Origin of the sequence: Haloferax sp. ATCC BAA-644 (genome assembly GCF_000336975.1) — an archaeon.
Lineage (GTDB): Archaea > Halobacteriota > Halobacteria > Halobacteriales > Haloferacaceae > Haloferax > Haloferax volcanii.
Genome location: NZ_AOLF01000001.1, coordinates 1 through 26,780 on the forward strand (window position 1 = coordinate 1; position 26,780 = coordinate 26,780).

Annotated in this window: 25 protein-coding genes and 1 pseudogene; 12 read left to right on the forward strand and 14 right to left on the reverse strand. The window is 67.9% G+C overall.

What is annotated here, in order from left to right; translation table 11 throughout:
• Together C458_RS17600 and C458_RS00010 are read right to left on the reverse strand one after the other, a co-directional pair.
• A pseudogene (locus C458_RS17600) lies at positions 1 to 377 on the reverse strand (superoxide dismutase); the annotation flags it as partial.
• A gap of 107 nt (positions 378 to 484) precedes the next feature.
• Positions 485 to 1,480, reverse strand: a complete 996-nt coding sequence (locus C458_RS00010) for a hypothetical protein (RefSeq protein ID WP_049897189.1) — start codon at positions 1,478 to 1,480, stop codon at positions 485 to 487.
• A 185-nt stretch (positions 1,481 to 1,665) separates the two neighbouring features.
• On the opposite strand from C458_RS00010, the gene C458_RS00015 reads away from it, so the two are divergent.
• The 5 genes from C458_RS00015 to C458_RS00035 all read left to right on the forward strand — a co-directional run bounded on the left by C458_RS00015 (position 1,666) and on the right by C458_RS00035 (position 8,012).
• Positions 1,666 to 2,868: a substrate-binding domain-containing protein gene (locus tag C458_RS00015; protein WP_008572093.1), complete on the forward strand. Its 1,203-nt coding sequence runs from the start codon at positions 1,666 to 1,668 to the stop codon at positions 2,866 to 2,868.
• Positions 2,869 to 2,930: 62 nt separating this feature from the next.
• On the forward strand, positions 2,931 to 4,064 hold the full coding sequence (gene pstC / locus C458_RS00020) for a phosphate ABC transporter permease subunit PstC (protein ID WP_008572094.1): 1,134 nt from the start codon (positions 2,931 to 2,933) through the stop codon (positions 4,062 to 4,064).
• Positions 4,064 to 5,686: a phosphate ABC transporter permease PstA gene (pstA, locus tag C458_RS00025; RefSeq protein ID WP_008572095.1), complete on the forward strand. Its 1,623-nt coding sequence runs from the start codon at positions 4,064 to 4,066 to the stop codon at positions 5,684 to 5,686. Before pstC ends, pstA begins: the two co-directional genes overlap by 1 nt.
• Positions 5,687 to 5,688: 2 nt before the next feature.
• Positions 5,689 to 6,663 (forward strand): phosphate ABC transporter ATP-binding protein PstB, encoded by a 975-nt coding sequence (gene pstB, locus C458_RS00030; protein ID WP_008572096.1) that lies wholly within the window; start codon positions 5,689 to 5,691, stop codon positions 6,661 to 6,663.
• 242 nt (positions 6,664 to 6,905) lie between these two features.
• Positions 6,906 to 8,012, forward strand: coding sequence for a phosphate uptake regulator PhoU (locus tag C458_RS00035; protein ID WP_008572097.1), 1,107 nt, complete (start codon positions 6,906 to 6,908; stop codon positions 8,010 to 8,012).
• Between the two features lie 54 nt (positions 8,013 to 8,066).
• Here the strand turns inward: C458_RS00035 and C458_RS00040 are convergent, their stop codons facing one another.
• Positions 8,067 to 8,654 (reverse strand): hypothetical protein, encoded by a 588-nt coding sequence (locus tag C458_RS00040; protein WP_008572098.1) that lies wholly within the window; start codon positions 8,652 to 8,654, stop codon positions 8,067 to 8,069.
• A gap of 90 nt (positions 8,655 to 8,744) precedes the next feature.
• On the reverse strand, positions 8,745 to 9,791 hold the full coding sequence (locus C458_RS00045) for an alanine--glyoxylate aminotransferase family protein (protein ID WP_008572099.1): 1,047 nt from the start codon (positions 9,789 to 9,791) through the stop codon (positions 8,745 to 8,747).
• A gap of 158 nt (positions 9,792 to 9,949) precedes the next feature.
• Here C458_RS00045 and C458_RS00050 point away from each other — a divergent pair, with 158 nt between their 5' ends.
• The 3 genes from C458_RS00050 (at position 9,950) to C458_RS00060 (ending at position 13,249) form a co-directional block, all read left to right on the forward strand.
• Positions 9,950 to 10,960 carry an AIR synthase family protein gene (locus C458_RS00050; RefSeq protein ID WP_008572100.1) on the forward strand — a complete coding sequence of 337 codons (1,011 nt, stop codon included), beginning with the start codon at positions 9,950 to 9,952 and terminating at the stop codon, positions 10,958 to 10,960.
• Positions 10,961 to 11,129: 169 nt separating this feature from the next.
• Complete coding sequence (locus C458_RS00055) at positions 11,130 to 12,455, forward strand: cobyrinic acid a,c-diamide synthase (RefSeq protein WP_008572101.1); 1,326 nt, start codon at positions 11,130 to 11,132, stop codon at positions 12,453 to 12,455.
• A gap of 74 nt (positions 12,456 to 12,529) precedes the next feature.
• Positions 12,530 to 13,249, forward strand: a complete 720-nt coding sequence (locus tag C458_RS00060; protein ID WP_008572102.1) for a cob(I)yrinic acid a,c-diamide adenosyltransferase — start codon at positions 12,530 to 12,532, stop codon at positions 13,247 to 13,249.
• 33 nt (positions 13,250 to 13,282) lie between these two features.
• Here the strand turns inward: C458_RS00060 and C458_RS00065 are convergent, their stop codons facing one another.
• The 9 genes from C458_RS00065 to C458_RS18290 all read right to left on the reverse strand — a co-directional run bounded on the left by C458_RS00065 (position 13,283) and on the right by C458_RS18290 (position 22,025).
• Complete coding sequence (locus C458_RS00065) at positions 13,283 to 14,374, reverse strand: LeuA family protein (protein WP_008572105.1); 1,092 nt, start codon at positions 14,372 to 14,374, stop codon at positions 13,283 to 13,285.
• Positions 14,375 to 15,643, reverse strand: a complete 1,269-nt coding sequence (locus tag C458_RS00070) for a CaiB/BaiF CoA-transferase family protein (RefSeq protein ID WP_008572107.1) — start codon at positions 15,641 to 15,643, stop codon at positions 14,375 to 14,377. It abuts the gene before it with no gap.
• Complete coding sequence (locus C458_RS00075) at positions 15,640 to 16,791, reverse strand: ABC transporter ATP-binding protein (protein ID WP_008572109.1); 1,152 nt, start codon at positions 16,789 to 16,791, stop codon at positions 15,640 to 15,642. The genes C458_RS00070 and C458_RS00075 overlap by 4 nt, the downstream gene beginning before the upstream one ends.
• On the reverse strand, positions 16,791 to 17,657 hold the full coding sequence (locus C458_RS00080) for a carbohydrate ABC transporter permease (RefSeq protein WP_004064455.1): 867 nt from the start codon (positions 17,655 to 17,657) through the stop codon (positions 16,791 to 16,793). The genes C458_RS00075 and C458_RS00080 overlap by 1 nt, the downstream gene beginning before the upstream one ends.
• Before the next feature lies 1 nt (position 17,658).
• On the reverse strand, positions 17,659 to 18,582 hold the full coding sequence (locus C458_RS00085; protein ID WP_008572113.1) for a carbohydrate ABC transporter permease: 924 nt from the start codon (positions 18,580 to 18,582) through the stop codon (positions 17,659 to 17,661).
• Positions 18,579 to 19,814 carry an ABC transporter substrate-binding protein gene (locus tag C458_RS00090; RefSeq protein ID WP_008572115.1) on the reverse strand — a complete coding sequence of 412 codons (1,236 nt, stop codon included), beginning with the start codon at positions 19,812 to 19,814 and terminating at the stop codon, positions 18,579 to 18,581. Before C458_RS00090 ends, C458_RS00085 begins: the two co-directional genes overlap by 4 nt.
• Before the next feature lie 261 nt (positions 19,815 to 20,075).
• Complete coding sequence (locus C458_RS00095) at positions 20,076 to 20,714, reverse strand: helix-turn-helix domain-containing protein (protein WP_008572117.1); 639 nt, start codon at positions 20,712 to 20,714, stop codon at positions 20,076 to 20,078.
• Between the two features lie 141 nt (positions 20,715 to 20,855).
• Positions 20,856 to 21,728: a universal stress protein gene (locus C458_RS00100; protein ID WP_008572119.1), complete on the reverse strand. Its 873-nt coding sequence runs from the start codon at positions 21,726 to 21,728 to the stop codon at positions 20,856 to 20,858.
• Between the two features lie 75 nt (positions 21,729 to 21,803).
• Positions 21,804 to 22,025 carry a hypothetical protein gene (locus C458_RS18290; RefSeq protein ID WP_008578829.1) on the reverse strand — a complete coding sequence of 74 codons (222 nt, stop codon included), beginning with the start codon at positions 22,023 to 22,025 and terminating at the stop codon, positions 21,804 to 21,806.
• A gap of 44 nt (positions 22,026 to 22,069) precedes the next feature.
• On the opposite strand from C458_RS18290, the gene C458_RS00110 reads away from it, so the two are divergent.
• Both C458_RS00110 and C458_RS00115 read left to right on the forward strand, forming a co-directional pair.
• Positions 22,070 to 23,209 carry a hypothetical protein gene (locus tag C458_RS00110; protein WP_008572121.1) on the forward strand — a complete coding sequence of 380 codons (1,140 nt, stop codon included), beginning with the start codon at positions 22,070 to 22,072 and terminating at the stop codon, positions 23,207 to 23,209.
• A 65-nt stretch (positions 23,210 to 23,274) separates the two neighbouring features.
• Positions 23,275 to 24,051, forward strand: coding sequence for a hypothetical protein (locus C458_RS00115; RefSeq protein WP_008572123.1), 777 nt, complete (start codon positions 23,275 to 23,277; stop codon positions 24,049 to 24,051).
• A gap of 58 nt (positions 24,052 to 24,109) precedes the next feature.
• On the opposite strand, the gene C458_RS00120 is transcribed toward C458_RS00115, so the two are convergent.
• Positions 24,110 to 24,577, reverse strand: coding sequence for a peptidylprolyl isomerase (locus C458_RS00120; protein WP_008572124.1), 468 nt, complete (start codon positions 24,575 to 24,577; stop codon positions 24,110 to 24,112).
• A 135-nt stretch (positions 24,578 to 24,712) separates the two neighbouring features.
• Here C458_RS00120 and C458_RS00125 point away from each other — a divergent pair, with 135 nt between their 5' ends.
• Complete coding sequence (locus C458_RS00125; RefSeq protein ID WP_008572127.1) at positions 24,713 to 25,318, forward strand: bifunctional 2-polyprenyl-6-hydroxyphenol methylase/3-demethylubiquinol 3-O-methyltransferase UbiG; 606 nt, start codon at positions 24,713 to 24,715, stop codon at positions 25,316 to 25,318.
• Positions 25,319 to 25,833: 515 nt separating this feature from the next.
• Positions 25,834 to 26,706 carry an amidohydrolase family protein gene (locus C458_RS00130; protein WP_008572128.1) on the forward strand — a complete coding sequence of 291 codons (873 nt, stop codon included), beginning with the start codon at positions 25,834 to 25,836 and terminating at the stop codon, positions 26,704 to 26,706.
• Positions 26,707 to 26,780 lie beyond the last annotated feature (74 nt).

A 26,780-nucleotide genomic window follows, 5' to 3' on the forward strand; every position in this document is an offset into this window, starting at 1 on the left:
CTGCGAGCGCGCCCGAGGGCTCGTCGCCGCCTTCCGGCGACATGTTCTGCCAGAACAGGTCGTGCAGAATGTGTCCCGAGCCGTTGTGGGTGACGTTGCGGAGCGCGCCGGCGGACGAGCCGAACTCGCCTGCGTCGCGATTCTCTGCGAGGGTTTCTTCGGCCGCGTTCCAGCCGTTGACGTAGCCCTGGTGGTGGGTGTCGTGATGCCACGTCAGCACCTGCTCGGAGANCTGCGAGGGTTTCTTCGGCCGCGTTCCAGCCGTTGACGTAGCCCTGGTGGTGGGTGTCGTGATGCCACGTCAGCACCTGCTCGGAGATGTGGGGCTCAAGCGCGTCGTACTCGTACGGGAGGGGGTCAAGTTCGTAGTCTGACATTGGTGTTCGCAGTTAGACCGAGGGACTGAACACATATGTACGTTCGCTGAACGCGATTTACGTAGTAGATATGATATGTATGGGTGCAAACACTCTCGGGCGCTCACTCACGCCTCGGCACCAAGTCTGGCGTCGTCGAGTTCGGCCTGCACCGCGCCCCACGACACCGGAGGTTCGAACGCGGCCAGCGTCTCTTCGAACGACTCGATTCGCGCCCCGTACTCGTCGGTCCACGACGGTCGGGCGAGTCCGTCGAGGCGCTTGTGAAGTCGCTCGACGCGGGCGCCGTGTTCGTCGAGGTCGGCGGCGGCCTCGTCGAGACCGTCAGTCGCCGCGTCCGATTCGGGAGCCAACTCCCGCAGGTCCTCGAGTTCGGCCCGTACGTCCTCGACCAACAGGGCGGAGACACGGACGCGGAGCGCGGCGTTGCACCACCCGGTCGCGCGGTCGTCGTCAGCGCCCTCGGCGGCGTCGGCGCTGTCTTCGGAACCCTCCGCGTTGGCGACGGCCTCAACCCGGCCGTCGAGTCCGTCGAGCGACTGTTCGAGGGCCGCCAAATCGCCGTCGAGTCCGCGCACGCGAACGTCGTGGTTCGAGAGCCATCGTTCGAACTCCTCGACATCGAGTTGTATGTCGTCCGCGTGCGCGGTGAGCGCCTGCGCCTCGGACGCGACCTCGCGGAGTCCGAGCACGATGTCGTAGACGGACCGAGGGTCGTCGCGCCAGTCGGAGAGTCCCTGTAACTCCTCGCCGAGCGATTCGACCCGCTCGGTCGCGTTCGTAACCTTCGCCTCGAACACGTCGAGACGAGACCGGACGGCACCGACGGCCGCGTCGTCGCCGGCGGCCTCGCGGGCGTCGTCGAGGTCGATGGACGCGAGTTCGACGCGCGTCTCCGCGGTCGACAGAATCATCGACGTGTCCGTGACCGCCGAATCGACGCCGTCGGCCGTCACCGTGCCGTCTTCGGTCACATGACTGAGTACCGCGCGAACGGTGTCCGGGTCGCGGGCGTCGTCCGCGGCGACGACGCGCTCGACCGCCGCGGGTTTCGACAGACCGACGATACGTTCTGAGCCGGTGGTTCCGTCCTGCTGAGCCATCGTGCGTACGTCTCTCGGGACCCGTTATATTTTCTGTCGTCTCGATTACGTTCCGGTATATAGTTCTCCGTACAGATGTGTGCGCTAATATCGAACTATTTCATCTCTTAGTGTTACGGTGAACTCTGATAGAACTAAACCGGTATTATAAACGCATTTTATTTAAAACCGGGTCTGACCATGTGATGGCGCAAGATTCCAGGAAGTTGGCAGGCAGCGTATCACGTCGGCAGTTCCTCGTCGCTTCGAGCGCGGCGGGCGTCGCGGGGCTCGCCGGTTGTTCGGGGCAGTCGAGTTCCGAGACCGACGCGCCGGCGACCGAAGAAGCGGAGACGGACGCTCCCGAGACCACGACCTCGACCCCCGAGGAGACGAGCGAATCGAGCGAATCGAGCGCACCGCAGATGCTCACCGCCGAGGGTTCGTCGACGGTGTACCCCATCGCGAACAAGGGGAGCTCCTACTGGAACTCCAACGCGCCGCCGAGCGACGGCGAGTACTGGGGTTCGAGCGACGAATCTACCGTCCCCGGCTGGGACGAACTCGGCGCACCGGACATGCGTCTGGCCGACTACTTCGCGTCCCTCTACGGCTTCGAGCCGACCGAGACGCAGGCGAACCCCGCGTTCGCAACGTCCATCGGCCTGAGCCACTCCGGGACGGGTTGTAAGTCCGTCCGCGACGGTCTCGTCGACATCGGTAACTCGTCGGGTCCGATCACGGCCGAACTCGGCATCAGCGAAGAAGAGCGCGACGCGAACTACGTGGACCACGTTCTCGGCCGCGACGGCCAGCCCGTCGTCGTCTCGAAGGATGTCTACGACGCGGGCGTGACGGAACTCACCGGCGAAGAAGTCCGCCAAATCTACCAGGACGAAATCACCAACTGGAGCGAAGTCGGCGGCCACGACCAGGAAATCTACGTGGTCGGCCGCGCGGAAGGCTCCGGGACGGACACCTCCTTCCGCCTCAACATGCTCGGCAGTGCCGACGCCTCGATGGAGGGCGTCGACACCCGGAAGGGCCAGAACCAGCAGGTCGCGACCGTCGTCCAGCAGAACGACGGTGCCATCGCGTACATGGCCCTCGCGTTCACCGGCCCGGAGGTCCAGCCCATCGGCATCGAATTCGAGGGCACGCTCTACGCGCCGGACAAGAGTGCGGAGCACACCATCTTCGACAGCGACTACCCGCTGAACCGCGACCTCCACCAGTACACGACCATCACGGAGGACACCCCGAGCGGGACGGACATGCGCGAAGCCGCGTTCATGAACATGTTCCTGACCACGTTCGGTCAGAAGCTGTTCGTCGAGGACAACAACTACATCCCACTGCCTGACAAGGACCTTCAGGCCGAGAAAGACAAGCTTCCGAGCCAAGCGTAACGCGGCTCGGACGCGGTCGCGGTTCCTGAACCTCGTTCTTTCCATTCATCGACGCTCCAATCATGAACGTACTTCCAAACTCCGACGGTGCCGGCCTCCGAGCGGCGGCTCGGCGAGGGCTCCGGCGCGGTCGCGACTTCGTCGACGAGACGCCGCCGGACGCGCTCGTCACGGTCGCGGTCGCGGCGGTGTCGCTCCTCGCGGCGTTCGCGGGCTTTCTGGCCGTCTCGTCGCTGACGGCCGTCCCGTTCGCGGTGTTCCTCGTCGCGACGGGGTACGGCTGGCTCAGACACCAAGAATTGACAGCGCGCGTGCTCACACTGACGACGACGGTCTCGACCATCCTCGTCCTCGGGCTCATCCTCGTCTTCATCTTCGCGGAGGCGTGGCCGACCGTGCAGTACGCGACCGTGAACGTCCTCGGCGTACCGATTCCGGGCCTGCGACTCTTCATCGAGACGCGCTGGAGCCCGGTGACGCCGCCGATTCGGTACTCGCTCGTCCCGATGATTCACGGGACGGTGCTCGTCACCATCATCGCGACGGTGGTCGCCGCCCCGCTGGGCGTGGCCGCGGCGCTCTTCCTCAGCGAAATCGCGCCGCGGACCGTCCGCGAGGTCGTCAAGCCCGGCGTCGAGATTCTGGCGGGTATCCCCTCCATCGTCTACGGCTTCATCGGCTTCACCATCCTCAGCCCGTGGGCGGCCGACCAGTTCGACATCGTCGGACAGGGAACCTACCTCTTCGTCGGTATCGTCGTCGGACTGATGGCGCTGCCGACGGTCGTCTCGGTGGCCGAAGACGCGCTCAACAGCGTCCCCGAGTCGATGAAAAGCGGGTCGCTCGCCCTCGGCACGACCGACTGGCAGACGATGACCTCCATCACCTTGCCGGCGGCCTTTTCGGGCGTCTCGGCCGCGGTCCTCCTCGGCGTGGGCCGCGCCATCGGCGAGACGATGGCCGCGACCGTGATGCTCCGCGGCAGTCCGGGGCTCACGAAGCCGCTGTACAACGTCTTCTACGGTAACGATACGCTCACGTCGCTCATCGCGGCGAACTACGGCGACGCCGACGGCCTCCAGCTCTCGGCGCTGTTCGTCGCGGGCGTCATCCTGTTCGTCACGGTGCTGTTCCTCAGCATCGGCTCGCAGTACATCGAGGCGCGCATGCGCCGGAAGCTCGGAGGTGCCGACTGATGGCGAGTGCGACCGACACCGCGCTCGTCAGCGAGGACACCTCCGAGACCGAGGCGGTCGCCGCCGGCGCGGTGGGACTGGCGGCGGTGCTGTTCGCCCTCTCGCTCGCGTCGGCGTTCGAACTCGTGACCATCACCGACCCCGTCGCGGGCGTGCCCGTGGTCGCGCTCCTCGGCGGGCTGTTAGTCCTCCTCGGACTCGCCGTCATCGGCTTCGGCGTCGGCTCCCGACTCGGCTACGTCGCCACCGACCCCAGACCGACCGCCGGACTGGTCGCCTCGGCGGCGTTCGCGCTTACCTGGCTCGTCGTCGGCGGGCTCGTCGCCTCGCAGACGCTCGGGCTCGGGACGGCCGGGTGGGTCGTCGCGTCGCTCCTCAGCGGCGGGGTCGCGTTCGCGGCGAGCGCGCTCCCCCGCGAGGACATCGGCTCGACGCTCCCCGCCGGCGCGCTCGCCGTCTTCGCCGGCGTCGTCTTCCTCACCGGCGTCATCGGCCCGTCGTGGGTCTGGGACCTCGGGTGGGAACAGCAGGCGTCGTTCAACGCCGAGTTCACGATTCCGGTCCTGACGGCGTTCTGTTCCCTGCTCGTCGGCTGGGCCGCCGCGAAGGCCTACGGCGGGTTCGGCGCGCGCGGCCGCCACGTCGGCGCGTACGTCCTCGTCTACCTGAACGCCATCTCCATCATCGCGCTGCTGTTCCTCCTCGTCGCGTTCACCGTCCTGGAGGGCCTGCCGGGGCTGTTCAAGGGCCTCGCGTTCGGCGCGGGTGCGGGCCCCGAAGTGACGCTCGTCGGGGTGACGTTCTCGCTGCCCCTCTCGTGGCCGTTCGTGATGAACGGCGTCGCGCTTCTCAACGACGTGAACGGGGTCCTCCCGGCCATCGCGGGCACGATTTGGCTCGTCGTCGGGGCGGTGCTGTTCGCCGTCCCGCTGGGCGTCGGCGCGGCCGTCTTCATCACCGAGTACGCCGACCGCGGGCGATTCACGCAGATCGTCGAAATCGCGACCAACGGGCTGTGGAGCACGCCGAGCATCGTCTTCGGGCTGTTCGGGCTGGCGTTCCTCGTCCCCCGGCTCGGCAACCAGAAATCGCTGCTCGCGGGGATGCTCACGCTCGGCTTCATGCTCCTCCCGCTCGTCGTCATCACGAGTCGGGAGTCGATGCTGGCGGTCCCCGACGAGTACCGCGACGCGAGCGCGGCCCTCGGCGTCACGAAGTGGCAGACGGTTCGGAGCATCGTCCTTCCGGCGGCGCTTCCGGGCATCGTCACGGGTATCATCCTCGGGGTCGGTCGCATCGCCGGCGAGACCGCGCCGATTCTCCTGACGATGTCGGGGAGCGTCGCCCCGCCGGGGAGTCAGACGGTCGACGTGGTCGGCGGCTTCCAGTTCTCGCTTTCGCCGCCGTTCGTGACCAACCCCGAACTGATGCGGGCGACCTCGGCGCTGCCGTATCAGCTCTACTCGCTTATCACCGCGGGCGTCGGGGAGTCGTCGAACATCAGCGCCATCGACGAGTTCCGGTGGGCGACGGCGCTCATCCTGCTCGTGGTCGTCTTAGGCTTCTACGCGATCGGCATCGCGACGCGGTACTACTTCCGGAGTAAACTTCAGCACGAGTAACCATGAGTGAAACCAGACAGACGGCGGACGACGGACAGACGACGACCGACGGACAGACGACGACGGACAGCGAACTCGCCGGCGGCGCGAGCGCGAGCCCCGGCACCGACCAGCCGCTCGAAGTCACGAGCGGCGAGACGCGCGAGCGGACCCGCGAGGAGTGGGTCGAACACGAGTTCGAGGGCGACGCGAAGCTCTCGGTCTCCGACCTCGACGTCTACTACGGCGACGACCACGCGCTGAAGGGCGTCTCCATGGAGATTCCCGAAAACAGCGTCACGGCGCTCATCGGCCCCTCTGGCTGCGGGAAATCGACGTTCCTGCGGTGTCTCAACCGGATGAACGACCGCATCAAGGCCGCGCGCATCGACGGCTCGGTCCGGCTCGAAGGCGAGGAAATCTACCAGGAGGGCGTCAACCTCGTGGAACTGCGCAAGCGCGTCGGCATGGTGTTCCAGTCACCGAACCCGTTCCCGAAGAGCATCGCGGACAACATCTCCTACGGGCCGCGGAAGCACGGCGACCTCGACACCGGTCTGCTCGCCAACCTGCTCGGCCGGAGCGACGACGACGCGGTCGACGAACTCGTCGAACGCTCCCTGCGGCAGGCGGCGCTGTGGGACGAGGTGCAGGACCGCCTCGACGACAACGCGCTCGGGCTCTCCGGCGGCCAGCAACAGCGGCTCTGCATCGCCCGCGCGCTGGCGACCGACCCCGAGGTGCTTCTCATGGACGAGCCCGCGTCGGCGCTCGACCCCATCGCGACCTCGAAAATCGAGGACCTCGTCCACGACCTCGCGGAGGAGTACACGGTCGTCATCGTCACCCACAACATGCAGCAGGCGGCGCGCATCTCGGACCAGACCGCCGTCTTCCTCACCGGCGGCGAACTCGTCGAGTACGGCGACACCGACCAGGTGTTCGAGGACCCACAGAGCCAGCGCGTCGAGGACTACATCAGCGGCAAGTTCGGGTAACGGTCGGATTCGACCCCGACCCGACCCGACCCGACCCGACGCCGACCCATACCGAGCGTCCGCGCTGACGACGCCGACTTCGACTTCCCGACGTGACGGCGGTTCTCGACGACCTGCGGCCGTCGAAGCCGGACAGTCGGCGGCGACGCTCGCGTTTCGTCAGTCGAATCACCCGCCGAGGCGGGGGCGGCGTCACCGCGGAACTGGCACGCAGACAACACGATTTCAGACACGCCAACACAATGGAGACACGCAAGATACAGCAGGTCAGCAACGGGACGTTCACCGTCTCGCTCCCCCGAGAGTGGGCGGACGGCGAGGGCATCACCGCCGGCACCGTCGTCAACCTCCACACGCACCTCGACGGGATGCTCGTCATACAGGCTCCCGAGTGCGAGGACGACGCGTCGATGCAGTTCACGGTGACCGTCGGCGGCGGTGACGGGGACGGTGGGGACGGCGGAGACGATTCCGCCGGTGACGGCCTCGAACAGACGCTCCGGGCGGCCTACGCCGCCGGGTCGAAACAGGTCGTCGTCGAGGCGGACGGGACGTTCGACGCCGCGCAGCGACAGGCCGTCAGACGGGTCGCCCGCAACCTCGTCGGCGTGACCATCACGGAGGAGTCGGACACGTCCGTCACGGTGCGGAACGTCCTCGACGCGAACGAGGTCTCCATCCGCCAGTCGGTCCGACAACTCCAGTTCGTCGCCGTCTCGATGCACCGCGACGCGACCGCCGCGCTCACCGGTGCCGCCCCCCTCGACGGGTTCGCGGAGCGCGACGACCGCGCCGACCGCCTCTTTGCGATGGTCGACCGGCACTTCACCCGCGGGCTCGACCGCCTCGACGAGGTGGACGCCCTCGGCGAGACGCGCCCGGAGCTGTTCCGCCTCCACACCGCGGCCCGCGAGTTAGAGCGCGTGGCCGACCAGGCCGAGCGAATCGCCGCCGTCGCGTCGGCGGTCCCTGACCCGCTGCCCCCCGCGGTCGCCGACGAGGTGTCCGAACTCGCCGGGGTCGTCCCCGAGGCGCTCGACGACGCGGTGCAAGTCGCGCTCGACGGCGACGACCCCGACGCGGCGCGGGAAGCGCTGACCGCCCGGGACCGGGTCCGCGAGGGCGTCGGGAAGGTCGAGCGACGACTGTTCGAGGAGGCGGACCCGGACGTCGACGTTGACTACCGATTCGCCCACGCGCTCCACGCGCTCGAACGGACGGCCGAACACGTCGGCAACGTCGCTGAGGTCGGTCTCCGGACCGCGGTCCGTACGCACAACATGGACGAGCGACCGACCCGCGAGAACGGGAGCGAAAGCGAGTCCGCGGAACACTCCCAGAGCGCCTGACGGTTCAGTTTCCAATCCACGGACGGTTCGGGGCGGCCGCGGGAAAGAGTGCGCCTAATCCTCCCGCCGCGGGACGAGATTCGTCAGGACGCGGTCACCGAACAGGACGACGAGCGCCGCGCCGACGAGGTTACACAGGAGGTCGAGTGCGGTATCGGTTCGGCCGTAGGAGACGAGCACGGGGTCGATGCCGAGCGCGTCGGCTCCGCGGTGGATGGTGTACTCCGCGAGTTCCCAGAGCACGCCGGCGCAGACGACAACCGCGAGCACGCGGGTCGCGGGGTCGCGGCCGCGGCGACGCGACAGCACATGGACGACCCCGCCGAGAATCGTCGCGGAGTGGGTGTGAGTGAGATGGTCCCACCACCACACATCGTCGTAAGGACCGAGCATCCCGACCGAGTGGGTCAGCATGGCCGACTCGACGTAGACGCGCTGCCACGGGCGGAACTCGACGCCGACCAGTCGCTCGAAGGCGTCGGGGAGGTACGTGCCAGCGAGCGCGAACGCGGCGTTCACCATCGCCGCGGGGTTGCGGCGGCGGAGCCCGGTCAGAAACACGACGACGATTGCGTATCTGATTCCGTCGTCCGGTCGCCGCCGTCCCGTCGAATCGCTCGTTTCGGTCACGGTCGTTCTCATCGGGACTGTCGTCGGCATCGGGGAAAAACGTTGACAGCCGGACGGCGGTCGGGCGCAGGCAGGTCGCCGGTCGCTGACGGGTCGCCGGTTTCAGACGACGGACGAGAGCGCGTCCATCACGCGGTCGACTTTCTCAACGTCGGCGTTGTAGCCCATGTGACCGACCCGGAGGATATCGTCTGCGAGGCCGGCGAGCCCGGTCGCGAGGACGATGTCGTGTTCCGATTCGAGTTCGGCTTGGACGCGCTTCGCCTCGCCGGGGAGGTGGAACGCCGTCACCGTCGGAGAACTGCGCTCGGCGTCGGGATAGATATCGAGGCCGAGGTCGGCTCCGCGCTCGCGGCAGTGGGCGGCGGCCTCCTCGTGGCGCTCGTAGACGGCGTCGAGCCCCTCTTCGAGGAGCATCGACAGCGACTCGTCGAGGGCGGCGACGTTCGCGCCGAGGTGGGTGTACGGGAAGCCCTCGCTGGTGTCGCGCCACGGGAGGAGGTTCGTGTAGAGGGAGTCGGGGTCGCGCTCCTCGACGACCTCCCACGCGCGGTCGCTGACGGCGGCCGTCGTCAGCCCCGGCGGCGAACTGAACGCCTTCTGGGACGCGCCGAGGTTGATGTCGATGTGCTCGCTCGGGACGGGCGTCCCGCCGAGCGAGGAGACGGCGTCGACGATGGTTAACACGCCGCGGTCTGAGAGCAGTTCGAGCACCGGCGCGATGTCGTTGAGCGTGCCCGTCGGCGTCTCGCAGTGGACCATCGTGGCGACCTCGAACTCGCCGTCGTCGAGCGCGGCTTCGACGCCAGCGAGGTCGAGCGAGTCGGTGTAGTCGGCACCGACGAGCGTCGGGTCGCCGCCGTAGCTCTCGACGAAGTCAGCGAAGCCGTCGCCGTAGAGGCCGTTCGAAACGCAGAGCGCGTCGTCGCCGGGGGCGACCGTCGAGGCGATGGCGGCTTCGAGGCCGAGGATGCCCTCGCCGCCCATGACGACCACGTCGTCGTCGGTGTCGTAGACGCGCCCGAGCTTCTCGCAGACCTCGTCGTAGGTGTCGAAGAAGGACTGCTCGATGTCGGGGTTCGGCATCGGCTCGCTCAGCCGGTCGCGGACCCGCGGCGGGACGGCCGTGGGACCGGGTGTCATCAGCATGAATCCCCGTTACGGACAGAGCGTCTTAGCAGTACGGCATCCGTGGCGAGCGTCCGACCGCGTCGGCAGCGATAACCGACCGGCGGCCGGCGAACGCGACCGCCCGCGCCGGCGGCGGACGGGAAGGCACAAAAGCGCCCTCGCCGTCACCCTCGTGTATGGGCAAACTCTCACCTGCGGACCTCGACCGCTACGTCTTCTCGCGGACGGGGGCTCCCAACGACGACCTGCTCGTCGGGGCCGGCTACGGCGAGGACGCCGCCGCCGTCGCCACCGACGAGGGGACGATGGTCGTCAGCACCGACCCCATCTCGCTCGCCGCCGAGCGCATCGGCACGCTCGGCGTCGCCATCGCCAGCAACGACGTGGCCGCCTGCGGGGGCGTCCCCGAGTGGCTCGTGAGCACCGTCCTCCTGCCCGAACCGGACGTGGACCTCCTCGACGACATCACGGCCCAACTCGACGCGGAGGCCCGACGACTCGGCATCAGCATCGTCGGCGGCCACACCGAGACGGTTTCCGGCCTCTCGCGGCCGCTCCTCTCGCTCACCTGCATGGGGCCGACCGACCGCTACGTCCCGACGAGCGGCGCGGAGCCCGGCGACGCGGTGATTCTCACCAAGGGGGCCGGAATCGAGGGCACGGCCGTCCTCGCCACCGACTTCCGCGCCGACCTCGATGACGCCGGCGTCGATTCCGAGACGGTCGACCGCGCCGCGGGCTTCTTCAACGATATCAGCGTCCTCCCTGAATCGGCGGTGCTCGCGTCCGCCGCGACCGCGATGCACGACCCGACCGAGGGCGGCGTCCTCAACGGACTGGTCGAACTCGCCTGCGCCTCCGGCGTCCGAATCGAGGTCGAAGCCGACGACGTGCCCGTCCGCCCCGAGACGCGGGCGCTCTGCGACGCGATGGGCGTCGAGCCGATGCGGATTCTCGGCTCCGGCGCGCTCCTCGCGGCGGTCCCCGACGACGAGGCCGACGACGTGCTCGCCGCGCTCGAACGCGAGGGAATCGAGGCGACGGTCGTCGGAACCGTCGAAGCGGCGGGCGACGGCGCGGGTTCGAACGCGGGCGCGGACTCGACCGCGCCGGCCGCGGGGGTCGTCTACGACGGGACCCACTACGCCGACGGCGTCGAAGACGACATGTACGACCTCTGGAACTGAAGCGAACGCGAGCCGGCGACCCGCGCCGTCGGCGGCGACCCGACCCGGTTCGACCCAACACAACTTTGACTACTGAAATTCCAGTTGGAGATATGACTGCCGAACGTCCGTCTCGACTCGCGAGCGACCCGCCGGAAGTTCCGACCGCGCTCGGGCCCGCGGTGACCAGATGAGAGGCGTCGTCGTCGCCGGCACGGCCTCCGGCGTCGGGAAGACCGTCACGACGCTCGCGGTGTGCCGCGCGCTCGAACGCGAGGGCTACGCGGTCCAACCGGCCAAGGCCGGCCCCGACTTCATCGACCCCTCGCACCACGCCGCCGTCGTCGGCAAGCCCTCGCGGAGTCTCGACCCGTGGCTCGAAGGCGAAGCCGGCATGCTCCGGACCTACGCCCGCGGCGAGGGCGACATCTGCGTCGTCGAGGGGATGATGGGCCTGTACGACGGCGACACCTCGACCGCGCGCGTCGCCGCCCTCCTCGACCTCCCGGTCGTCCTCGTCGCGGACGCGAGGGCCGGGATGCAGAGCGTCGCGGCGACCGCCTACGGCTTCCGAACGTACGCGGACCGGATGGGCATCGACGCCGACGTGGCCGGCGTCATCGCCTCCCGCGCCCACGGCGGCCGCCACGCCGAGGGCATCCGCGACGCGCTCCCCGAGGAACTGCCGTATCTCGGTCGCATCCCGCCGAGCGACGACCTCGAAATCCCGGAGCGACACCTCGGCCTCCACCTCGGCGACGAGGCCCCGCTGTCCGACGCGGCGCTCGACGCCGCGGCCGACGGGATTCGCGCCGACGCGCTCGCGGAAGTGGCACGAGAACCCGACTGGGACACCGAGGCGTTCGAATCCGGTCGGGGCGAGGCGGCCCAAGCGACGGATTCCGACAGTCCGACGGTCGCCGTCGCCCGCGACGAGGCGTTCTGCTTCGTCTACCCCTCGACGCTGGAGCGGTTGGAGACGCTCGGCGCAGTCTCGTACTTCTCGCCGGTCGCCGGCGACGACCTCCCCGACTGCGACGGCGTCTACCTCCCCGGCGGCTACCCCGAGCGGTTCGCCGCGGAGCTCGCGTCGTCGCCGACGCTCCCCGCGCTTTCCGACCGCGCCGCCGACGGCCTCCCGGTGTTCGGCGAGTGCGGCGGCCTGATGGCGCTTTCCGAGTCGCTGACGACGACCGACGGCGACACCCACGAGATGGCCGGCATCCTCCCCGCCGACGTGACGATGCAAGACCGGTATCAGGCGCTCGACCACGTGGAACTCCGCGCGACCGACGGGACGCTGACCGCCGACGCGGGCGAGACGCTCCGCGGCCACGAGTTCCATTACTCCTCTGCGGACCCGGCGACGGACGCCCGGTTCGCCTTCGACGTGGAACGCGGGGACGGCATCGACGGCCGCGAGGGGCTCACCGAGTACCGAACCCTCGGCACCTACGCGCACGTCCACCCCGAAAGCGGGGCGTTCGACCGCTTCGTCTCCCGACTGGCGGACTGAGCGCGGCGAGAACGCGACACGCACCGACCGACGACCGACGACAGACTGCGACACCCGACTTCGAACCCATCACAATGACCGACGCACCCGACGGAACCACCGAGACAGACGATGAGACCACTCCCGACTCGGTTCGGGCGAACACCCCCGGCCGCGGCGTCCGCCCGGAATCGGCCGCCATCGAACCCGCCGCGCCCGACGACTTCGGCCTCGTGCAGGTGTGGTGGGGCGACGGCAAGGGCAAGACCACGGCCGCGATGGGCATGGGCTTTCGCGCCGCCGGCCACGGCTACCGCGTCCACATGCTCCAGTTCCTGAAGGGCGGCGCGGACTCCGTCGAGGCCGTTCGCGGGGAGTACAACGCCATCGCGGCGATGCCCGGCTTCTCCTTCGAGAACCTCGGCCACTACGGCTGGGCCGGTATGGCCGACGGGAGCGACGACGCCGACCACGAGGCGCAGGTCGCCGCGGGCCTCGACCGGGCGCGCGAACTCATCGACGCCGCGGCCGACGCCGACCTCTCGAACCCCCTCGACCTCGACGGCCCACCCGAGAACGGCGTCCACTTCCTCATCATCGACGAACTCCTCTATGCCGTGGCTATGGGACTGCTCGACGAGGCCGACGTGCTCGACCTCGTGGAGCGCAAGCCCGAGAACCTCGAACTCGTGTTGACCGGAAGCCACGAGGAGCCAACCTACCTCGAAGACGCCGCGGACCTCGTGACCAACGTCCGAAAGGAGAAACACCCCATCGACGCCGGCCAGCGGGCGAGAAAAGGGACCGAGTACTGAGAGCGTCGGCCACCCCGGCCTCGGGCCGACGACTCAGAGCCGCCGGGCGATGTCCAGCGCCTCGTCGGTCGGCACCGGTTCGTCCAGCGACCGCAGCGTCTCGACGAGCGCCGCGACCCGCGATTCGTCGGGGTCGTCGTCGCCGGCGCGCTCCAAGAGCCGCCGTGCCGCGCCGGTCCCGCTCTGCGGGCCGAAGTAGAGCGTCCGCGACCCGCCGAAGACGACCGGATCGAACGGCTCGAACGTCGCCGGGTCGTCGAGCATCGCCGCCGTGTGGAGGCCGGACTCGTGGGAGAACACGTCCGCGCCGAGCACCGATTTCTCCGCCGGCACCGACTCGTCGAGCGCCGTCAACACGTCGTTCGCCCGGGGAATGAGCGTCGAGGGGTCGAGCGCGGGGCGGTTCACGGCGCGGCTCGTCTCGGCCGCGACGACGAACTCCTCGACGGGGACGTTGCCGGCGCGCTCACCGATGCCGGCGACCGACACGTCCACCTTCTGCACGTCGTGGGCGACCGCGGTGAGCGCGTTGGCCGTGGCGACGCCGAGGTCGTCGTGGAAGTGGACGCCGAGGCGAGTCGGGTCGGCGTCGAGGTCGTGGAGGAACGACGACACCTCGAACGGCGTCTTCGAGCCCACGGTGTCCGCGATAGTGAGGTACGTCGCGTCTATCGAGTTGAACAGGCCGCTGAGGAACGCGGGGTCCGTCCGGAAGCCGTCCATCGCGGTGAAGTGGACCTCCAGCCCGGTCTCGGTCGCGGCGTCAATCGTCTCGCCGACGAGCGAGCGCAGTTCGTCTTCGCTCTTTCCGAGCAGTTCGGTCCGCTGTCGCTCGCTGGTCGGCGCGAACACGTCGATGACGTCGACGCCGGCGTCGACCGCGGCTTCGATGTCTTTCGGGACGGCCCGGGCGATGCCCGTCAGCTTCGTCTCCACGTCGACCGCGTCGCAGACCTCGCCGGTCTGCGCGCCCGCGATGGGGAAGCCGACCTGCACGTAGTCGACGCCGAGGTCGTCGAGGGCGCGCACGGCCGCGGCTTTCTGTCCCGTCGTGTAGGACGCGCCGGGGCGCTGTTCGCCCTCGCGGCAGGTCACGTCGAGGAGGACCGGCTCCGCGGCGGCCATTCAGACCCCTCCCGCGCGCCGGAGCGCGTCGATGTCGGCGTCGTCGTAGCCGAGCGACGAGAGGATGGCCTCGGTGTGCTCGCCGAGCTTCGGCGGGTCGGTCGAGTCGGGGCGGTCGAAGCCGCTTGCGACGACGGGGAACCGCGGGACGCTGACCGACCGCGACGTTCCCTCGGCGGTCTCGACCTCGGTGAAGAAGTCGGTCGCCCGCAGGTGTGGGTCGGCGGCGACCTCGTCCATCGAGTTCACCTTGGCGACGGGGACGCCGACCTCGCGCAGGCCGGCGACGAGGTCGGCGGCGGGGAGCGTCTCGCACTCGGCGCGGAGCAGGTCCATGAGTTCGTCGAGGTTCGCCCGGCGGTCCGGGAGCGTGGCGAACCGCTCGTCCTCGTGGAGGTCGAGGCCGAGCGCCTCGCAGAGCGCGGTCCACTGGCGCTCGCCGGAGGGGCCGATGAACACCCACTCGTCGTCGGCCGTCTCGAACACGTCGTAGGGTGCCCAGTTGGGGTGCGACGCGCCCATCGGCCCCGGCACGTCGTCGTACGCCTCGGTGTACGCGAGCCAGTAGCCCATCATCGAGACGGTGGACTCGAACAGCGGCGCGGTCACCTTCGACCCCTCGCCGGTCCGGTCGCGGCGGTAGAGCGCCCCGAGGACGGCTATCGCGCCGTAGAACGACGCGGCCATGTCTGCGATGCTCGTGCCCGACCGGACCGGGGGCATCCCCTCGTGGCCGGTGACGCTCATCAGCCCCGACAGCGCCTCGGCGATGGGGTCGAGCGCGGGGTACGACTCGTAGGGGCCGGGGTTGAACCCCTTGATGGAGCAGTAGACGAGGCCCGGATGCGTCTCTCGCAACTGCTCGTAGCCGATGCCGAGTCGCTCGGCGGTCCCCGGCGCGTAGTTCTCGACGACCACGTCGGTCTCGTCGAGCAGGTCGAAGAACGCGTCGAGCGCCGCGTCGGACTTGAGGTCGAGCGTGAGGCTCCGCTTGTCCCGGTTGACGTAGTTGAACGAGCTGTTTCCGACCGGTGACGACCCGCGGATGAGGTCGCCGCCCTCCGGGTGCTCGACCTTGATGACGTCCGCGCCGAGGTCGGCGAGGAGCATCGAGCAGAACGGCCCGGCGATGATGTGGCCGAGTTCGAGGACGCGCACGCCGTCGAGCGGGAGGCCGGACGACGCCGATGCGGTCGCAGAGCCGGTCGCGTCCGCGGCAGTTTCGGTGCTTTCGGCGCTATTGGCGCGCTCGGCGCTGTCGCCGCTCATGGAGTGACGCCCCCCGCGCCCGCCGGCGACGACGAGCTCTCACTGGCGCGTTCGGAGCCGAAGAGTACGGTCTCGCCGTCCTCACCGAAGACGAACGCGTCTTCGAGGTCGAACGACACGTCGAGTCGGTCGCCCGCCACCGCGTCGTCGACGGCGTCGCTCACCACGTCGAAGGGGGTGCCGTCTTCGAGGCGGCCGTGGACCACGGACTCGGTCCCGAGCGTCTCGACGACCTCCACGTCGACCGAGAGCCGACACGCCCCGGCGGAGCCCACGTCGAGGTACTGCGGCCTGATGCCGAGCCTGACGCGGCCGACGGTCGGGGCGTCGACGCCGACCGGAAGCGAAAGCTCGAACCCGGGGCCGACGAGCGCGGTTCCGCCGTCTCCCGACTCGACCGCGCAGTCGACGACGTTGGTCGAGGGCATGCCGATGAACTGCGCGACGTACTCCGAGTTCGGGTAGTCGAACAGCCGTTTCGGCGGGTCGACCTGCGCGAGTTCGCCGTCGCGCAGGAGGACCACCTGGTCGCTCATCGTCATCGCCTCGGTCTGGTCGTGAGTGACGTAGACGACGGTCGTGTCGAGCTCCTGGTGGAGTCGCTGAATCTCGACGCGGAGGTCGGATTTGAGCTTCGCGTCGAGGTCGGACATCGGCTCGTCCAGAAGCAGCACGTCGGGGTCCTGCACGAACGCGCCGCCGAGGGCGACGCGCTGTTGTTGGCCGCCGGAGAGTTCGGCGGGCATCTTCTCCAACTGCGCCTCGATTTGGAGGACTTCGGCGGCCTCGTCGATGCGCTCGTCGCGTTCGGCCTTCGGAACGCCGTGAATCTTCAGGCCGTAGCCGATGTTCTCGCGGACGGACATGTGCGGATAGAGCGCGATGGACTGGAACACCATCGAGACGTTGCGCTCCTGCGGCGGGAGGTCGGTCACGTCCTCGTCACCGAACGAGACGGTGCCCGAGGTGGGCGTCTCCAGCCCGGCCAACATGCGCAGGGTCGTCGTCTTCCCGCAGCCCGAGGGGCCGACGAAGGTCGTAAACGAGCCTTCGGGGATGTCGAGGCTGAGGTCGTCGACGGCGACGTGCGTGTTTCCGAGGGTGCGAAACTCCTTTCTGACGGTGTCGAGGTGGATGCTGGTTGCCATTATTCGAGGCCTCCAACGCTGAAGCCCTGGAGGAGGTATCGTTGCAGGAACAGTGCGATGAGGAACGGCGGAATGGAGATGAGAAGCGAGACGGCCATCGTCTCGCCCCAGCCGATGCTGACGCGGTCCAAGAACAGCGACGCGCCGACGGTGATGGTGTACATCTCGTCGCGGCTCATCACGACGCGCGCCATGGTGAAGTCGTTCCACGCGACGGCGAACGCGAAGATGGCCGCGGAGATGTAGCCGGGCCGGGCGACCGGCAGGACCACGTCTCTGACGGTGCGCCAGCGGCTCGCGCCGCGGACCCACGCGGACTCTTCGAGCGCGATGGGGACGGTCTGGAAGTACTGCCACATCAGCCAGATGCAGAACGGCGCGGAGATGGCCGTCAGCGCGAGGGTGAGCGCGAAGTGGCTGTTGAGCAGGCCGAGCGTCGAGAAGACGACGTACAGCGGGATGGCGAGGACGATGGGGCTGAACATGTACGAGAACAGCACCGCCCGCGCCGCCAGCGACTTCCCGGTGAAGTCGAAGCGCGTCAGGCCGTAGCCCGCCGCGACCGCGATGGTCGTCGAGAGGACGGTCGACCCGAGGGTGACCACGAGGCTGTTGACGAAGTACCGGACCGTGTCGGTCGACCCGAGGAGGACGAGGAAGTTCCGGAGCGACGGCTCCGTGGGAAGCAGGTTCACCCGCCCGCCGGCGAACGTCGTCGCCGGCGACTGGATGGCGATGACCACCATCACGTACACCGGGATGACGGTGAACACCGAGATGAGAAGCGCCGTCAGGTAGACGGCGATTCGCTGGAGGCGTTTCTGGGTGTCGTGGGAGACGAGGCCGCGACCGGAGGATGTCGCCATCTCACGCCACCTCCTGTTCGGGGGCGAACGCCCGGAAGTAGACCACTGCGACGCCGGCGAGGAGGAAGAACATGACGCCGGCGAGCGCCGTCGCCATGCCGAAGTTCACCTCGCTGAACGCGAGTTGGTAGACGCGAATCGGGAGCGTCGTCGTCTGCTGGAGCGGGCCACCGCGGGTCGAGAGGTAGATGATGTCGAACTTGTTGAACATCCAGATGCCCCTGACGAGGAGGATGATGAGAATCGCGCCGCGGAGGTGCGGGAAGGTGATGTCGCGGAACGCCTGCCACGTCGTCGCGCCCTCGACCCGCGCCCGCTCGTAGAGGTCGGGGTCGATGGCCTGCAGGCGCGCGAGCAGGATGAAGAAGGCGAAGCTGGCGAACTTCCAGACGCTCGTGACGACGACCGCCGGCATGGCGAACTCCAAGGTCGAAAAGAACGCGATGGGTTTGTCGATGAGCCCGGCGTCGACGAGGAACTGGTTCAGAATCCCGATGTTGGGGTCGAGGATGAACTTCCACATGAAGATGACAACGAGCGTCGGCAGGAGGTACGGGAAAATCATCAGCGTCCGCAGGGCGTCGCCGCCGCGGATGCGCTGATTGATGACGAGCGCGAGCCCCAACCCGATGACGAGGCTCAGCCCCGTCGTCGCCACCGCGTAGACGACGCTGTTCCAGAGGAAGAACGCGCCGTTACCGAGGAGTTCGGCGTAGTTGCCGAGGCCGACGAACTCGGGGCTCCGCACCGGCGACGCGAACAGGCTCATCCCGAGCGCGTAGACGATGGGGATGACCCAGACCACGACGAAGAACGCGAGCATCGGGACGAAACACGCCGCCAACAGGAGCGTCGTGCCGTCCACGTCGCGCTCTCGGAGGGCCGACCCGGCGGCTTCCAACCGCGATTTGAGGGCCGTACTCATTGCAACCCGCGGAGCTGGTCGGCCAGCCAGTCGACCGTCTCGTCGGGCGTGAGCCCGCCGACGAGAAGTTGGTCCGCGGCCTGCCCGAAGAGCTGTTCGCTGTACGCGTCGGCCGCGACGATGTTCGGCGCGCCGTCGTCACCCGTCGCGAGGACGCTCGTGAAGGCGTCCCAGTTGTCGCGGACGAGATTCATCACGTCGGGGTGCTGTTGGATGACCTCGTTTTCGGTCACCTCGGGCGCGTCGAGTTGCTCCCGCGTCGGCGGGAACTGGAACAGCGGCGCGGAGAGCACGAAGTCGAAGAAGCGCGACGAACTCGTGAAGAAGTCCACGAACGCCTGCGCGCCCTCGGTGTTCTGGCCGTCGTTGCGGACGAGGTGACCCTCCATGTACGCCCACCACTTGTCCTGCGCCGCCCCGCTCGGCACGGGGAAGGGCATCGGACTGAGGTTCCCGACGAGGTCGGGCCGGTTGGCCTGAATCGTGAGGATGGGGAGGCCGCCGACGCTGGCGATGGCCGCGGCGTTCTCCTGTTGGAGCGCGCCGATGGCGTCGCCCCACGCCCACCCCGAGCCGTTCGGCGAGTGTTCGGCCATCGACTGGACCCACTCGAACGTCTCGACGGCCGCCTGTCGGTTGTCGCCGTCGTCGAGTCTGACCTCGATGCCGTCGGAGGGACCGCCGTAAATCTCCACGTCGTTCTGCCAGAGGTACTGCGTCATCTGGGTGTCGGCGTTGTTCGTCTGACCCGACTGGATGACGTAGCCCTCCATCGACTCGTTGGCCGACACTTCGCCGGCCGCCTCGACCCACTCGCTCCACGACGCGGGCATCTCGGAGTACACGTCGTTTCGGTACCAGCCCATGAGCGGTTCGACCATCGCGGCCGCGAAGTACGACTCGCCACCGACGGTGACCGGGTCGGGGAGGTCGTTATCTTGGACGGCCCCCGTGACCGGCGCGAGGACGCCGTCGCGCTGGAGTCGATACGCGTCCGTCGAGGTGTCGAAAAGCAGGTCCGGCGGGTTGCCCGCGGCGACCATCTTCTGCATCTCGGCGTCCGAGGAGGTCCCCTTCGCCGTGTAAATCATCTCGACCGTGTGGTCGGTCTCCTCCTCGAACTCGGCGATGATTTCGTCCATCACGTCCTTCGAGTCGCCGCGGTCGGAGAGGTATCGAATCGGCTCGTTGGAACCGCCGCCACCGCCGCCCAGACAGCCCGCCGTCGTCACCGCCGCCGCGCTCCCGACCGCCGCGAGGAACGTCCGGCGCGACGACCCGCGCGTTTTCCGCCCGTCACCACCACGAGAGTGATTCCCATCTATCATGGTAATTGCAAACAATACGTACACCGGAAGAGGGCACGGGAGTAGTGCCTACCCCTGTTGGCTCTTTATATTGGTTTCCGAATATATGGTGACGTGTTTCAGGTGTACTAGGCGCTTAAAACTCGGAGCGCAGCGTGCGCCGGAGGCAGTCGGACTCGGCCGCGGTTAGGTGCTGTCGGGGTTCGCGGGCGTCGTCGCGTCGGCGAGCGCGTCGCTGAGGAGTTTCTTTTCGGCCCGGCGGAGGTGTTCCAACACGGTCGGCCTGCTCACCTCGAACGCCGCCGCGATTTCCTCGACTGTGACGCCCCGCGGCCAGTCGTAGTAGCCGCGTTCGAGCGCGTAGCCGACGACCTCGGCCTGCCGCTTCGAGAGCCGCGTGGAGGGGCCGACGAAGGGTTTCAGCCGGCGGAGCTCGACGGTCCCGAGCGACCGGAGTCCCGAGATGATGGCCTTGAGGTCGGCCCGCCGGAACACGACCACGTCGAAGACGCGCGAGCGACCGTAGAACTGGCTCATCCGCTGGAGCATCCCGTGGTTCTCGCGGATGACGGGGAGCGCGCCGGACGACCGCTTGGTGATGAGCAGTTGGTCGTCACCGACGAGTTCGAGGTCGCTGACGACCTCGCTGGCGGCGAGCCGGTCGGCCATCTCGTCGCGGTACTCCCCGGCGTCGACGACGAAGCGGATGTCCGTCTCGCCGAGCACCTCGCAGTTCGTCACGACGACCGGCCCGTCGACGAGGTCGCTCACGTGCGACAGCACGTAGTCCTCGTTCAGTTCGAGGAGGATGGTGGCGCGAAGCATCGCTATCGAGACCTCCGGCTGTCAGGGCTGGACGGGGGTCCGAGACGGTCCTGTTCGACCACGGCTACTACGCCGATACGTCGCCCGCGGATAATAGCTGTATCCCGAGGCGGACGACCCGGCGTCCGCGACCCGCGCGGGTCACTCCTCGTCGGGCGACACCGTGATGACGGGAACCGGGGCGCTCCGAACCGTCTGCTCGGCGACGCTCCCGAGGAGAATTCGGTCGACGCCGCTCCGCCCGGTCGTCCCCATGACGACGGCGTGGATGTCGTTACCTTCGACGTACTCCCGAATCGCCTCGCTCGGCGAGCCGTGTTCGATGGTTTCCGCGAGCTTCGTGACGCCGTGTTCGTTCGCCTCCTCGACGACCTTCGAGATCGCCTCGTTCGCGCCGCGCTCGCTCTCCTCGCCGGAGAGCATCGACCGCACGTCGAACCCGAGCGCGGAGTCGTCGACCACCGAGAGGACGTGGACCGCCGCGTCGAGTTCGGCGGCGAGCGCGAGACCGTGGCTCGTCGCCCGCTTCGTCGAGCGACTCCCGTCGGTCGGGATGAGGATGCGCTCGTAGGGGAACGTCAGCTCCTCGTCGGGCTTCATGCGGGCGGTGAGCACCGGCCGGTCCGACAGGCGGACGACCTTCTCCGTGACGCTCCCCCGAAGCTGTCGCGAGATACCCTCCCGCCCGTGGGTCGGCATCACGACGAGGTCGTAGTCGTACTCCTCGGCGTACTCGACGATGGTCGGTGCGGGGTTGCCCTGCACCACGTCCGTCGAGTAATCGACGCCGAGGTTCTGGAGCGTCTCCGCCGCCTCCTCGACGACGCTCTCGCCCTCGCGTTCGAGCGCGTCGACCACGTCGTTCTCGACGACGGTGACGCTGTCGCGGGTCGTGTCGGCGACGAAGAGTAACCGTATCTCCGCGTCGTCCCAGTGGGCGAGTTCGCTGGCGTGGTGGAGAACCGCGCTCGACGACGTGCTCTCGTCGACGGGCAGGAGGATGCGCTCGTACATGGCTTGTCATACACCCGGTCGCGGGTAAGTCCTTTCGCCGGACGGCGTTCGCGGACCGCCCGCCGCCGGCGTCTACTACGCCGTCTCGCTCCTCGCGGTCGCAACGTTCCCCGGCATGGCCGGCCTGTTCTCCCTGTCGCCGTCGGTCGCGCTCTGCGTGCTCGCAGTCGCGGTCGCCGCCGCGTTCGACGTGGCGACCGACCGGAAGCGCCGTTGACGGTCTGTCAACTCCGCGGCCGTCGCACCGCCGTCCTCGGTCATCAACTTTTCAACCTCGCGCACCGACTCGTCGGGCATGACACTGATTCCGCGACCGGGATACCCGCCCGAGGTGGCGCAGCGTGACTGACGCCGCGCTCGCCGACGACGCCGTGGCGGCGCTCCGAACGGCGGCCGACACCCTCCGCGGCCGACGCGAGGCGGTCGACGACATCGGCCGCGAGGAGCTTCGGACGCTCGCGTCCGCCGTCCGCGACGTGACGGGGATTCTCGACCGCTACGAGGAGCGGGCGACCGACGACCTCGAAGGCTACGTCGAGTTCCGCGAGGCGCTGTCGGACCGGCTGGAGGAGGTCCCCGCCGACGTGCGCCACAGCGATGCCTTCATCGACGCCAACGAGTCGCTCACGACCGGTATCACCTCGTCGCTGTCGGCGTCCGACTTCGAGCAGGCCAGACGCGAACTGGACCCAGCCCGCGAGGAGGCGGCGCTCCTCGACGAACTGGACGAGGCGAGAGACGACTATCGGAGCGCCCGCCGGCGACTGCGGGAGCGCGCGGACGAACTCGACGCGCGAATCGACCGCCTCGAACGCGTGCGGGAACTCGGTGAGGCCGACATCGACGCGCCGGTCGATGAACTCCGCGACCCCATCGGGCGGTACGACGACGCCGTGACCGAGGCGTTCGACCGATTCCGCGCCGAGTCATCGGCCCGCGAGGTGCTCGCGTGGCTGGCGGCCGCCGAGTCGTACCCGCTGGTCGGGACGCCCAGTCCCCCGGAACGACTGCGCGAGTACCTCGAAACCGCCGCCATCGGGGACGAGCCCATTTCCACGCTCGTCGAGTACGCCGGCTACTCGCGGTCGAAGCTCGACCACTACGTGGACGACCCGAAGCGGTTCGCCGCGGCCGTCGGGACGAACAAGCGGTTTCTGGAGACGCTCGACGCCGACCCGCTGACCGTGTCGTGGCCGCCGGACCCCGCCTCTGAACTCCGCTGGCGGACGAAAGAACTCGTCGCCGTCGTGAGTCGGTTCGCCGCCGACGAGACGGTCGCCCGCGCCCGGGAGGTCCACGAACTGACGTACGAGGAGTCGTACGACCGCCTCCGTGACGCCGCGGTCGCCCGCGCGGAACTCACCGAAGACCAGCGTGAGCGACTCCAGCGGGGCGTCGTCGAAGACGAGTTAGCCGACGCCCGCGAGGAGCGCGAGCGGGTCGCTGACTGCCTCGACGCGAATCCGCCGCTGGACAACTAGGACAGCCAAAGAGAACGACTGACGCCGGCAAAAAGCACTTACCGCACTCGGCGGAACTCCCGACGATGCGTCTCCGGGAACTCGCTCTCCTTCTCGCGGTCGTCGGTCTCGCCTGCCTCCCCGCGCCGGTGTACCTGCCCGCGCTCGCGGACGCGACATCCCCGCCGCCGAAAGTCTCGCAGTCGTACCGGGCCGAGACGGTGTCGCTCGCAAACGAGTCCGACACAGAGACCATTGTTGACCGGCACGGTCGGACCGTCTCGATTTCGGTGCATCAGGTCAGCCACCGGTACTCGGCCGGCGAGTACCGCGCGCCGAACGAGACCCGCGAGACGCTGGAGGCGGCGATGCGGAACGGGACCGCCCGGACGACGGCGGCCGGCGCGCGAGCCGACCTTCGCGCCATCGCGCGGAACAACACGTACGTCCACGACGCCTACGGCGAGCGCGACCAGTACTACCGGTTCAGCGTGCGCAAAAACGGCTCGGTCGTCACCGCGCGGAACGCCACGCTCCGGCGCGTCGCCGACGCCACCGTCGAGCGAGGCGCGTATCGCTACGAGAATCTCTCGCCGGAGGCGAGGGAGACGGTCGATAGAATCCTCCGGAACTCATCGGACGAGGACTTCGGCTACCGACCGCGGGTGAACGACGCCTTCGCGGACCGCCTCCCGGCGCTCGTCGAGAAGGACGGAACGCTCCACAGCATCACCGTCTACGGCCACGTCGACGACTTCGGCTTCGGGTCCGCGTTCGTCGTCGGCCTCGGCGTGGCCGGGGTCGGCGCAGTCCTGATTCTCGTCGGCGGTGTGATGTACGCCGTCGCGTGGTGGCGCGAATAGTGGGAGAAAAACGGGTCGAACCGCGAGACTGCGGCGCGGTTCAGGTCAGCAGTTCAGGTCAGTTCGCGTCGAGGATTTCGATGTCGAAGACGAGCGTCTCGCCCGCGAGTTCGTGGTTGAAGTCGATGCGGACCACGTCGTCGTCGGCGTGGACGATTTCGCCGAGGCCGCCCTGCTGGGTCTGGACGTACAGGCCCTCCTCGGGTTCGTCACCGAGCACTTCGCGGAGCTGTTCGGTCTCGTGCTCGCGGATGAGGTCCTCGTCGTACTCGCCGTAGGCCTTCTCCGGCGGGATTTCGATGCTCTCCTCGTCGCCGACGGACATGCCGACGAGCGCCTCGTCGAGTCCCTCGATGACGGTTCCCGCGCCGACCTCGACCGCGAGCGGCTCGTAGTCGCGGTCGGGCTGGGCCTCCGCGAGACCCTCTGCCTCGGCCACGTCCTGACGCGACGTGTCGAAAACCGTGCCGTCAGGGAGCGTTCCGACGTATTCGAGCGAAACGGAGTCGCCGGTTTCAATCGTCATACCCCGTACTCGCTGCCGGAGACGGATAAGTGACCGCACTGCCGACGAGTGTGTAAGGAAGTTGTCAGTACATCCACGACCCATCCGCCGGGAACGACGCCGTAGCTTGAACACGGCGGTCCGCGTAGCGCCCGTATGGAGTGGGACGAACGCTACCGGACCGGAACGTATCCGACCGACCCGGAGCCGTCGCCGGTGCTCCGGGCGTACCTCGACGAACTGCCCGACGGCCGCGCGCTCGACGTGGCGGCCGGCAGCGGCCGTAACGCGCTGTTTCTCGCCGCAAACGGCTACCGAGTCGACGCGCTCGACCAGTCGGGCGAGGGGCTCAGTATCATCGAAGAGCGCGCCCGGGCCCGCGGATTCACCGACCGCGTGGAGACGATTCGGGCCGACGCGACGACCTACGAGTTCCCCGAGTCGACGTACGACCTCGTCACCATCAGCTACTTCCGGACGCTGGACCGCCTCGCCGACATCAAGGCGGCGCTGAAGCCCGGCGGCGTCCTGTTCTACCAGCACCACCTGCGGGCCGACCCGCCGGCGACGGTGGGGCCGAGCACCGACAGATACCGCTTCGACTCGAACGAACTGCTCCGCGCCTGCCTCGACCTCACGGTACTGTACTACGACGAATCGACCGAACCGCGCGACGACCGACAGTCCTCGACGGCGACGATTATCGCGCGGAACACGCGGGGCGGGGCGCAGTCGTATCCGCGGAGAGGAGGCCACGAGTAACAATTCCGAGAGGAGTTAGTCAGAGCGATTCGCAGGTGAACTCGTTTTGTAATGGGGAGACTGAGAGAAACCCAATATTGTTTCTAAAATGAGTCTGGTATATGTGCCGCTCAATGTCGTCTAGAACCGCATTCGATGCGGCTTAAAAAGATATACTCTGGATAGGATTACAACTTTTGCTAGTTTTGAAATGTTATTGATATGAGTCGTCAAAACGAATCCGGGCTGTGACGCCGACACGATGAACGTCATGTGACGGTAAGCTTATATTAAATTCGTCTTCTCTCGCCGGCCTTGTCGGGACCACGCCGGGCCGGCATCACAGCCGGGTTCCCGCGAGGGGGAGGCTTCTTCGAGTCGGGGCGGGACTGAGCACCGACCCGAACGGGATTGGCCAGTGACTGGTTGGGTTGCGCGTCGAATCGCCACCCGTGGCGGGACATCAACGCCGCCGCGCCATCATTCGGTCGGCTCCGTCCGTTCGATTTTTATCGCTCGGTGACAGTCATACACGAATGACCGTGTTAGATTGGGTCGACGAGCCGCGCATCATCGACACGCACGCCCACCAACCGACCGCGGAGTTCCTCGAAGACGCCGGCGGGGAGATGATGCGGGACGCGGCGAACAGGTTCGGCGCGGAGATGGAGACGTGGAGCTACGAGGAGATGATAGCCGAGTACCGCGAGCACGACATCGGACGAGCGGTGCTTCTCGGGTGGGACGCCGAGACGAACACCGGAAACCCGCCGGTTCCGAACGACTACGTGGCCGAGGTCAGAGACACGCACCCCGATTTCTTCGTCGGGTTCGGGAGCGTGGACCCGCTGAAAGACGACTGCGTCGAGGAGGCGGTCCGATGCGTCGAAGACCTCGACCTCTCGGGGTTCAAGTTCCAGCAAATCGCACAGGGGTTCGACCCGAGCGACGACGAACACAGGGCGCTGTTCGACACCATTGAGGACCTCGGCGTGCCGGTCGTCTTCCACGGCGGGAACTCCACGCTCGGGGCGTGCTCGCCCGGCGGCCGCGGCCTGAAAATCAAGTACGGCGACCCGATGCTCATCGACGACGTGGCCGCCGAGCACCCGGACCTCCAGATTCTCATCGCCCACCCGGCGTACCCGTGGGAAAAAGAGCAACTCGCCATCTGCCAGCAGAAGGGCAACGTCTATATGGACCTCTCGGGGTGGCTCCCGAAGTACATCGACGAGCAGGTGCTTCACTACGCCAAGACCGTCTTGCAGGACAAGGTGATGTTCGGCACCGACTACCCGATGATTCGACCGGGGCGGTGGTTCGAGTCCTTCGAGGAGCACTTCGACGCCTCCGAGGAGGTGAAGCGAAAACTCCTCTGGGAGAACGCGGAACGGTTCCTCGATTTATAGATATATCGGATGCGCTAGTTCAGTAACATTCAATATGTGTTCTGAACGCGTTTTCGTATGGGGATTGGGATAGT

Coding starts and splice junctions, on each gene's coding strand:
- C458_RS00010 (WP_049897189.1), bottom strand. CDS start 1,480: ATGGCTCAGCAGGACGGAACCACCGGCTCAGAACGTATCGTCGGTCTG.
- C458_RS00015 (WP_008572093.1), top strand. CDS start 1,666: ATGGCGCAAGATTCCAGGAAGTTGGCAGGCAGCGTATCACGTCGGCAG.
- pstC (WP_008572094.1), top strand. CDS start 2,931: ATGAACGTACTTCCAAACTCCGACGGTGCCGGCCTCCGAGCGGCGGCT.
- pstA (WP_008572095.1), top strand. CDS start 4,064: ATGGCGAGTGCGACCGACACCGCGCTCGTCAGCGAGGACACCTCCGAG.
- pstB (WP_008572096.1), top strand. CDS start 5,689: ATGAGTGAAACCAGACAGACGGCGGACGACGGACAGACGACGACCGAC.
- C458_RS00035 (WP_008572097.1), top strand. CDS start 6,906: ATGGAGACACGCAAGATACAGCAGGTCAGCAACGGGACGTTCACCGTC.
- C458_RS00040 (WP_008572098.1), bottom strand. CDS start 8,654: ATGAGAACGACCGTGACCGAAACGAGCGATTCGACGGGACGGCGGCGA.
- C458_RS00045 (WP_008572099.1), bottom strand. CDS start 9,791: ATGCTGATGACACCCGGTCCCACGGCCGTCCCGCCGCGGGTCCGCGAC.
- C458_RS00050 (WP_008572100.1), top strand. CDS start 9,950: ATGGGCAAACTCTCACCTGCGGACCTCGACCGCTACGTCTTCTCGCGG.
- C458_RS00055 (WP_008572101.1), top strand. CDS start 11,130: ATGAGAGGCGTCGTCGTCGCCGGCACGGCCTCCGGCGTCGGGAAGACC.
- C458_RS00060 (WP_008572102.1), top strand. CDS start 12,530: ATGACCGACGCACCCGACGGAACCACCGAGACAGACGATGAGACCACT.
- C458_RS00065 (WP_008572105.1), bottom strand. CDS start 14,374: ATGGCCGCCGCGGAGCCGGTCCTCCTCGACGTGACCTGCCGCGAGGGC.
- C458_RS00070 (WP_008572107.1), bottom strand. CDS start 15,643: ATGAGCGGCGACAGCGCCGAGCGCGCCAATAGCGCCGAAAGCACCGAA.
- C458_RS00075 (WP_008572109.1), bottom strand. CDS start 16,791: ATGGCAACCAGCATCCACCTCGACACCGTCAGAAAGGAGTTTCGCACC.
- C458_RS00080 (WP_004064455.1), bottom strand. CDS start 17,657: ATGGCGACATCCTCCGGTCGCGGCCTCGTCTCCCACGACACCCAGAAA.
- C458_RS00085 (WP_008572113.1), bottom strand. CDS start 18,582: ATGAGTACGGCCCTCAAATCGCGGTTGGAAGCCGCCGGGTCGGCCCTC.
- C458_RS00095 (WP_008572117.1), bottom strand. CDS start 20,714: ATGCTTCGCGCCACCATCCTCCTCGAACTGAACGAGGACTACGTGCTG.
- C458_RS00100 (WP_008572119.1), bottom strand. CDS start 21,728: ATGTACGAGCGCATCCTCCTGCCCGTCGACGAGAGCACGTCGTCGAGC.
- C458_RS18290 (WP_008578829.1), bottom strand. CDS start 22,025: ATGCCCGACGAGTCGGTGCGCGAGGTTGAAAAGTTGATGACCGAGGAC.
- C458_RS00115 (WP_008572123.1), top strand. CDS start 23,275: ATGCGTCTCCGGGAACTCGCTCTCCTTCTCGCGGTCGTCGGTCTCGCC.
- C458_RS00120 (WP_008572124.1), bottom strand. CDS start 24,577: ATGACGATTGAAACCGGCGACTCCGTTTCGCTCGAATACGTCGGAACG.
- C458_RS00125 (WP_008572127.1), top strand. CDS start 24,713: ATGGAGTGGGACGAACGCTACCGGACCGGAACGTATCCGACCGACCCG.
- C458_RS00130 (WP_008572128.1), top strand. CDS start 25,834: ATGACCGTGTTAGATTGGGTCGACGAGCCGCGCATCATCGACACGCAC.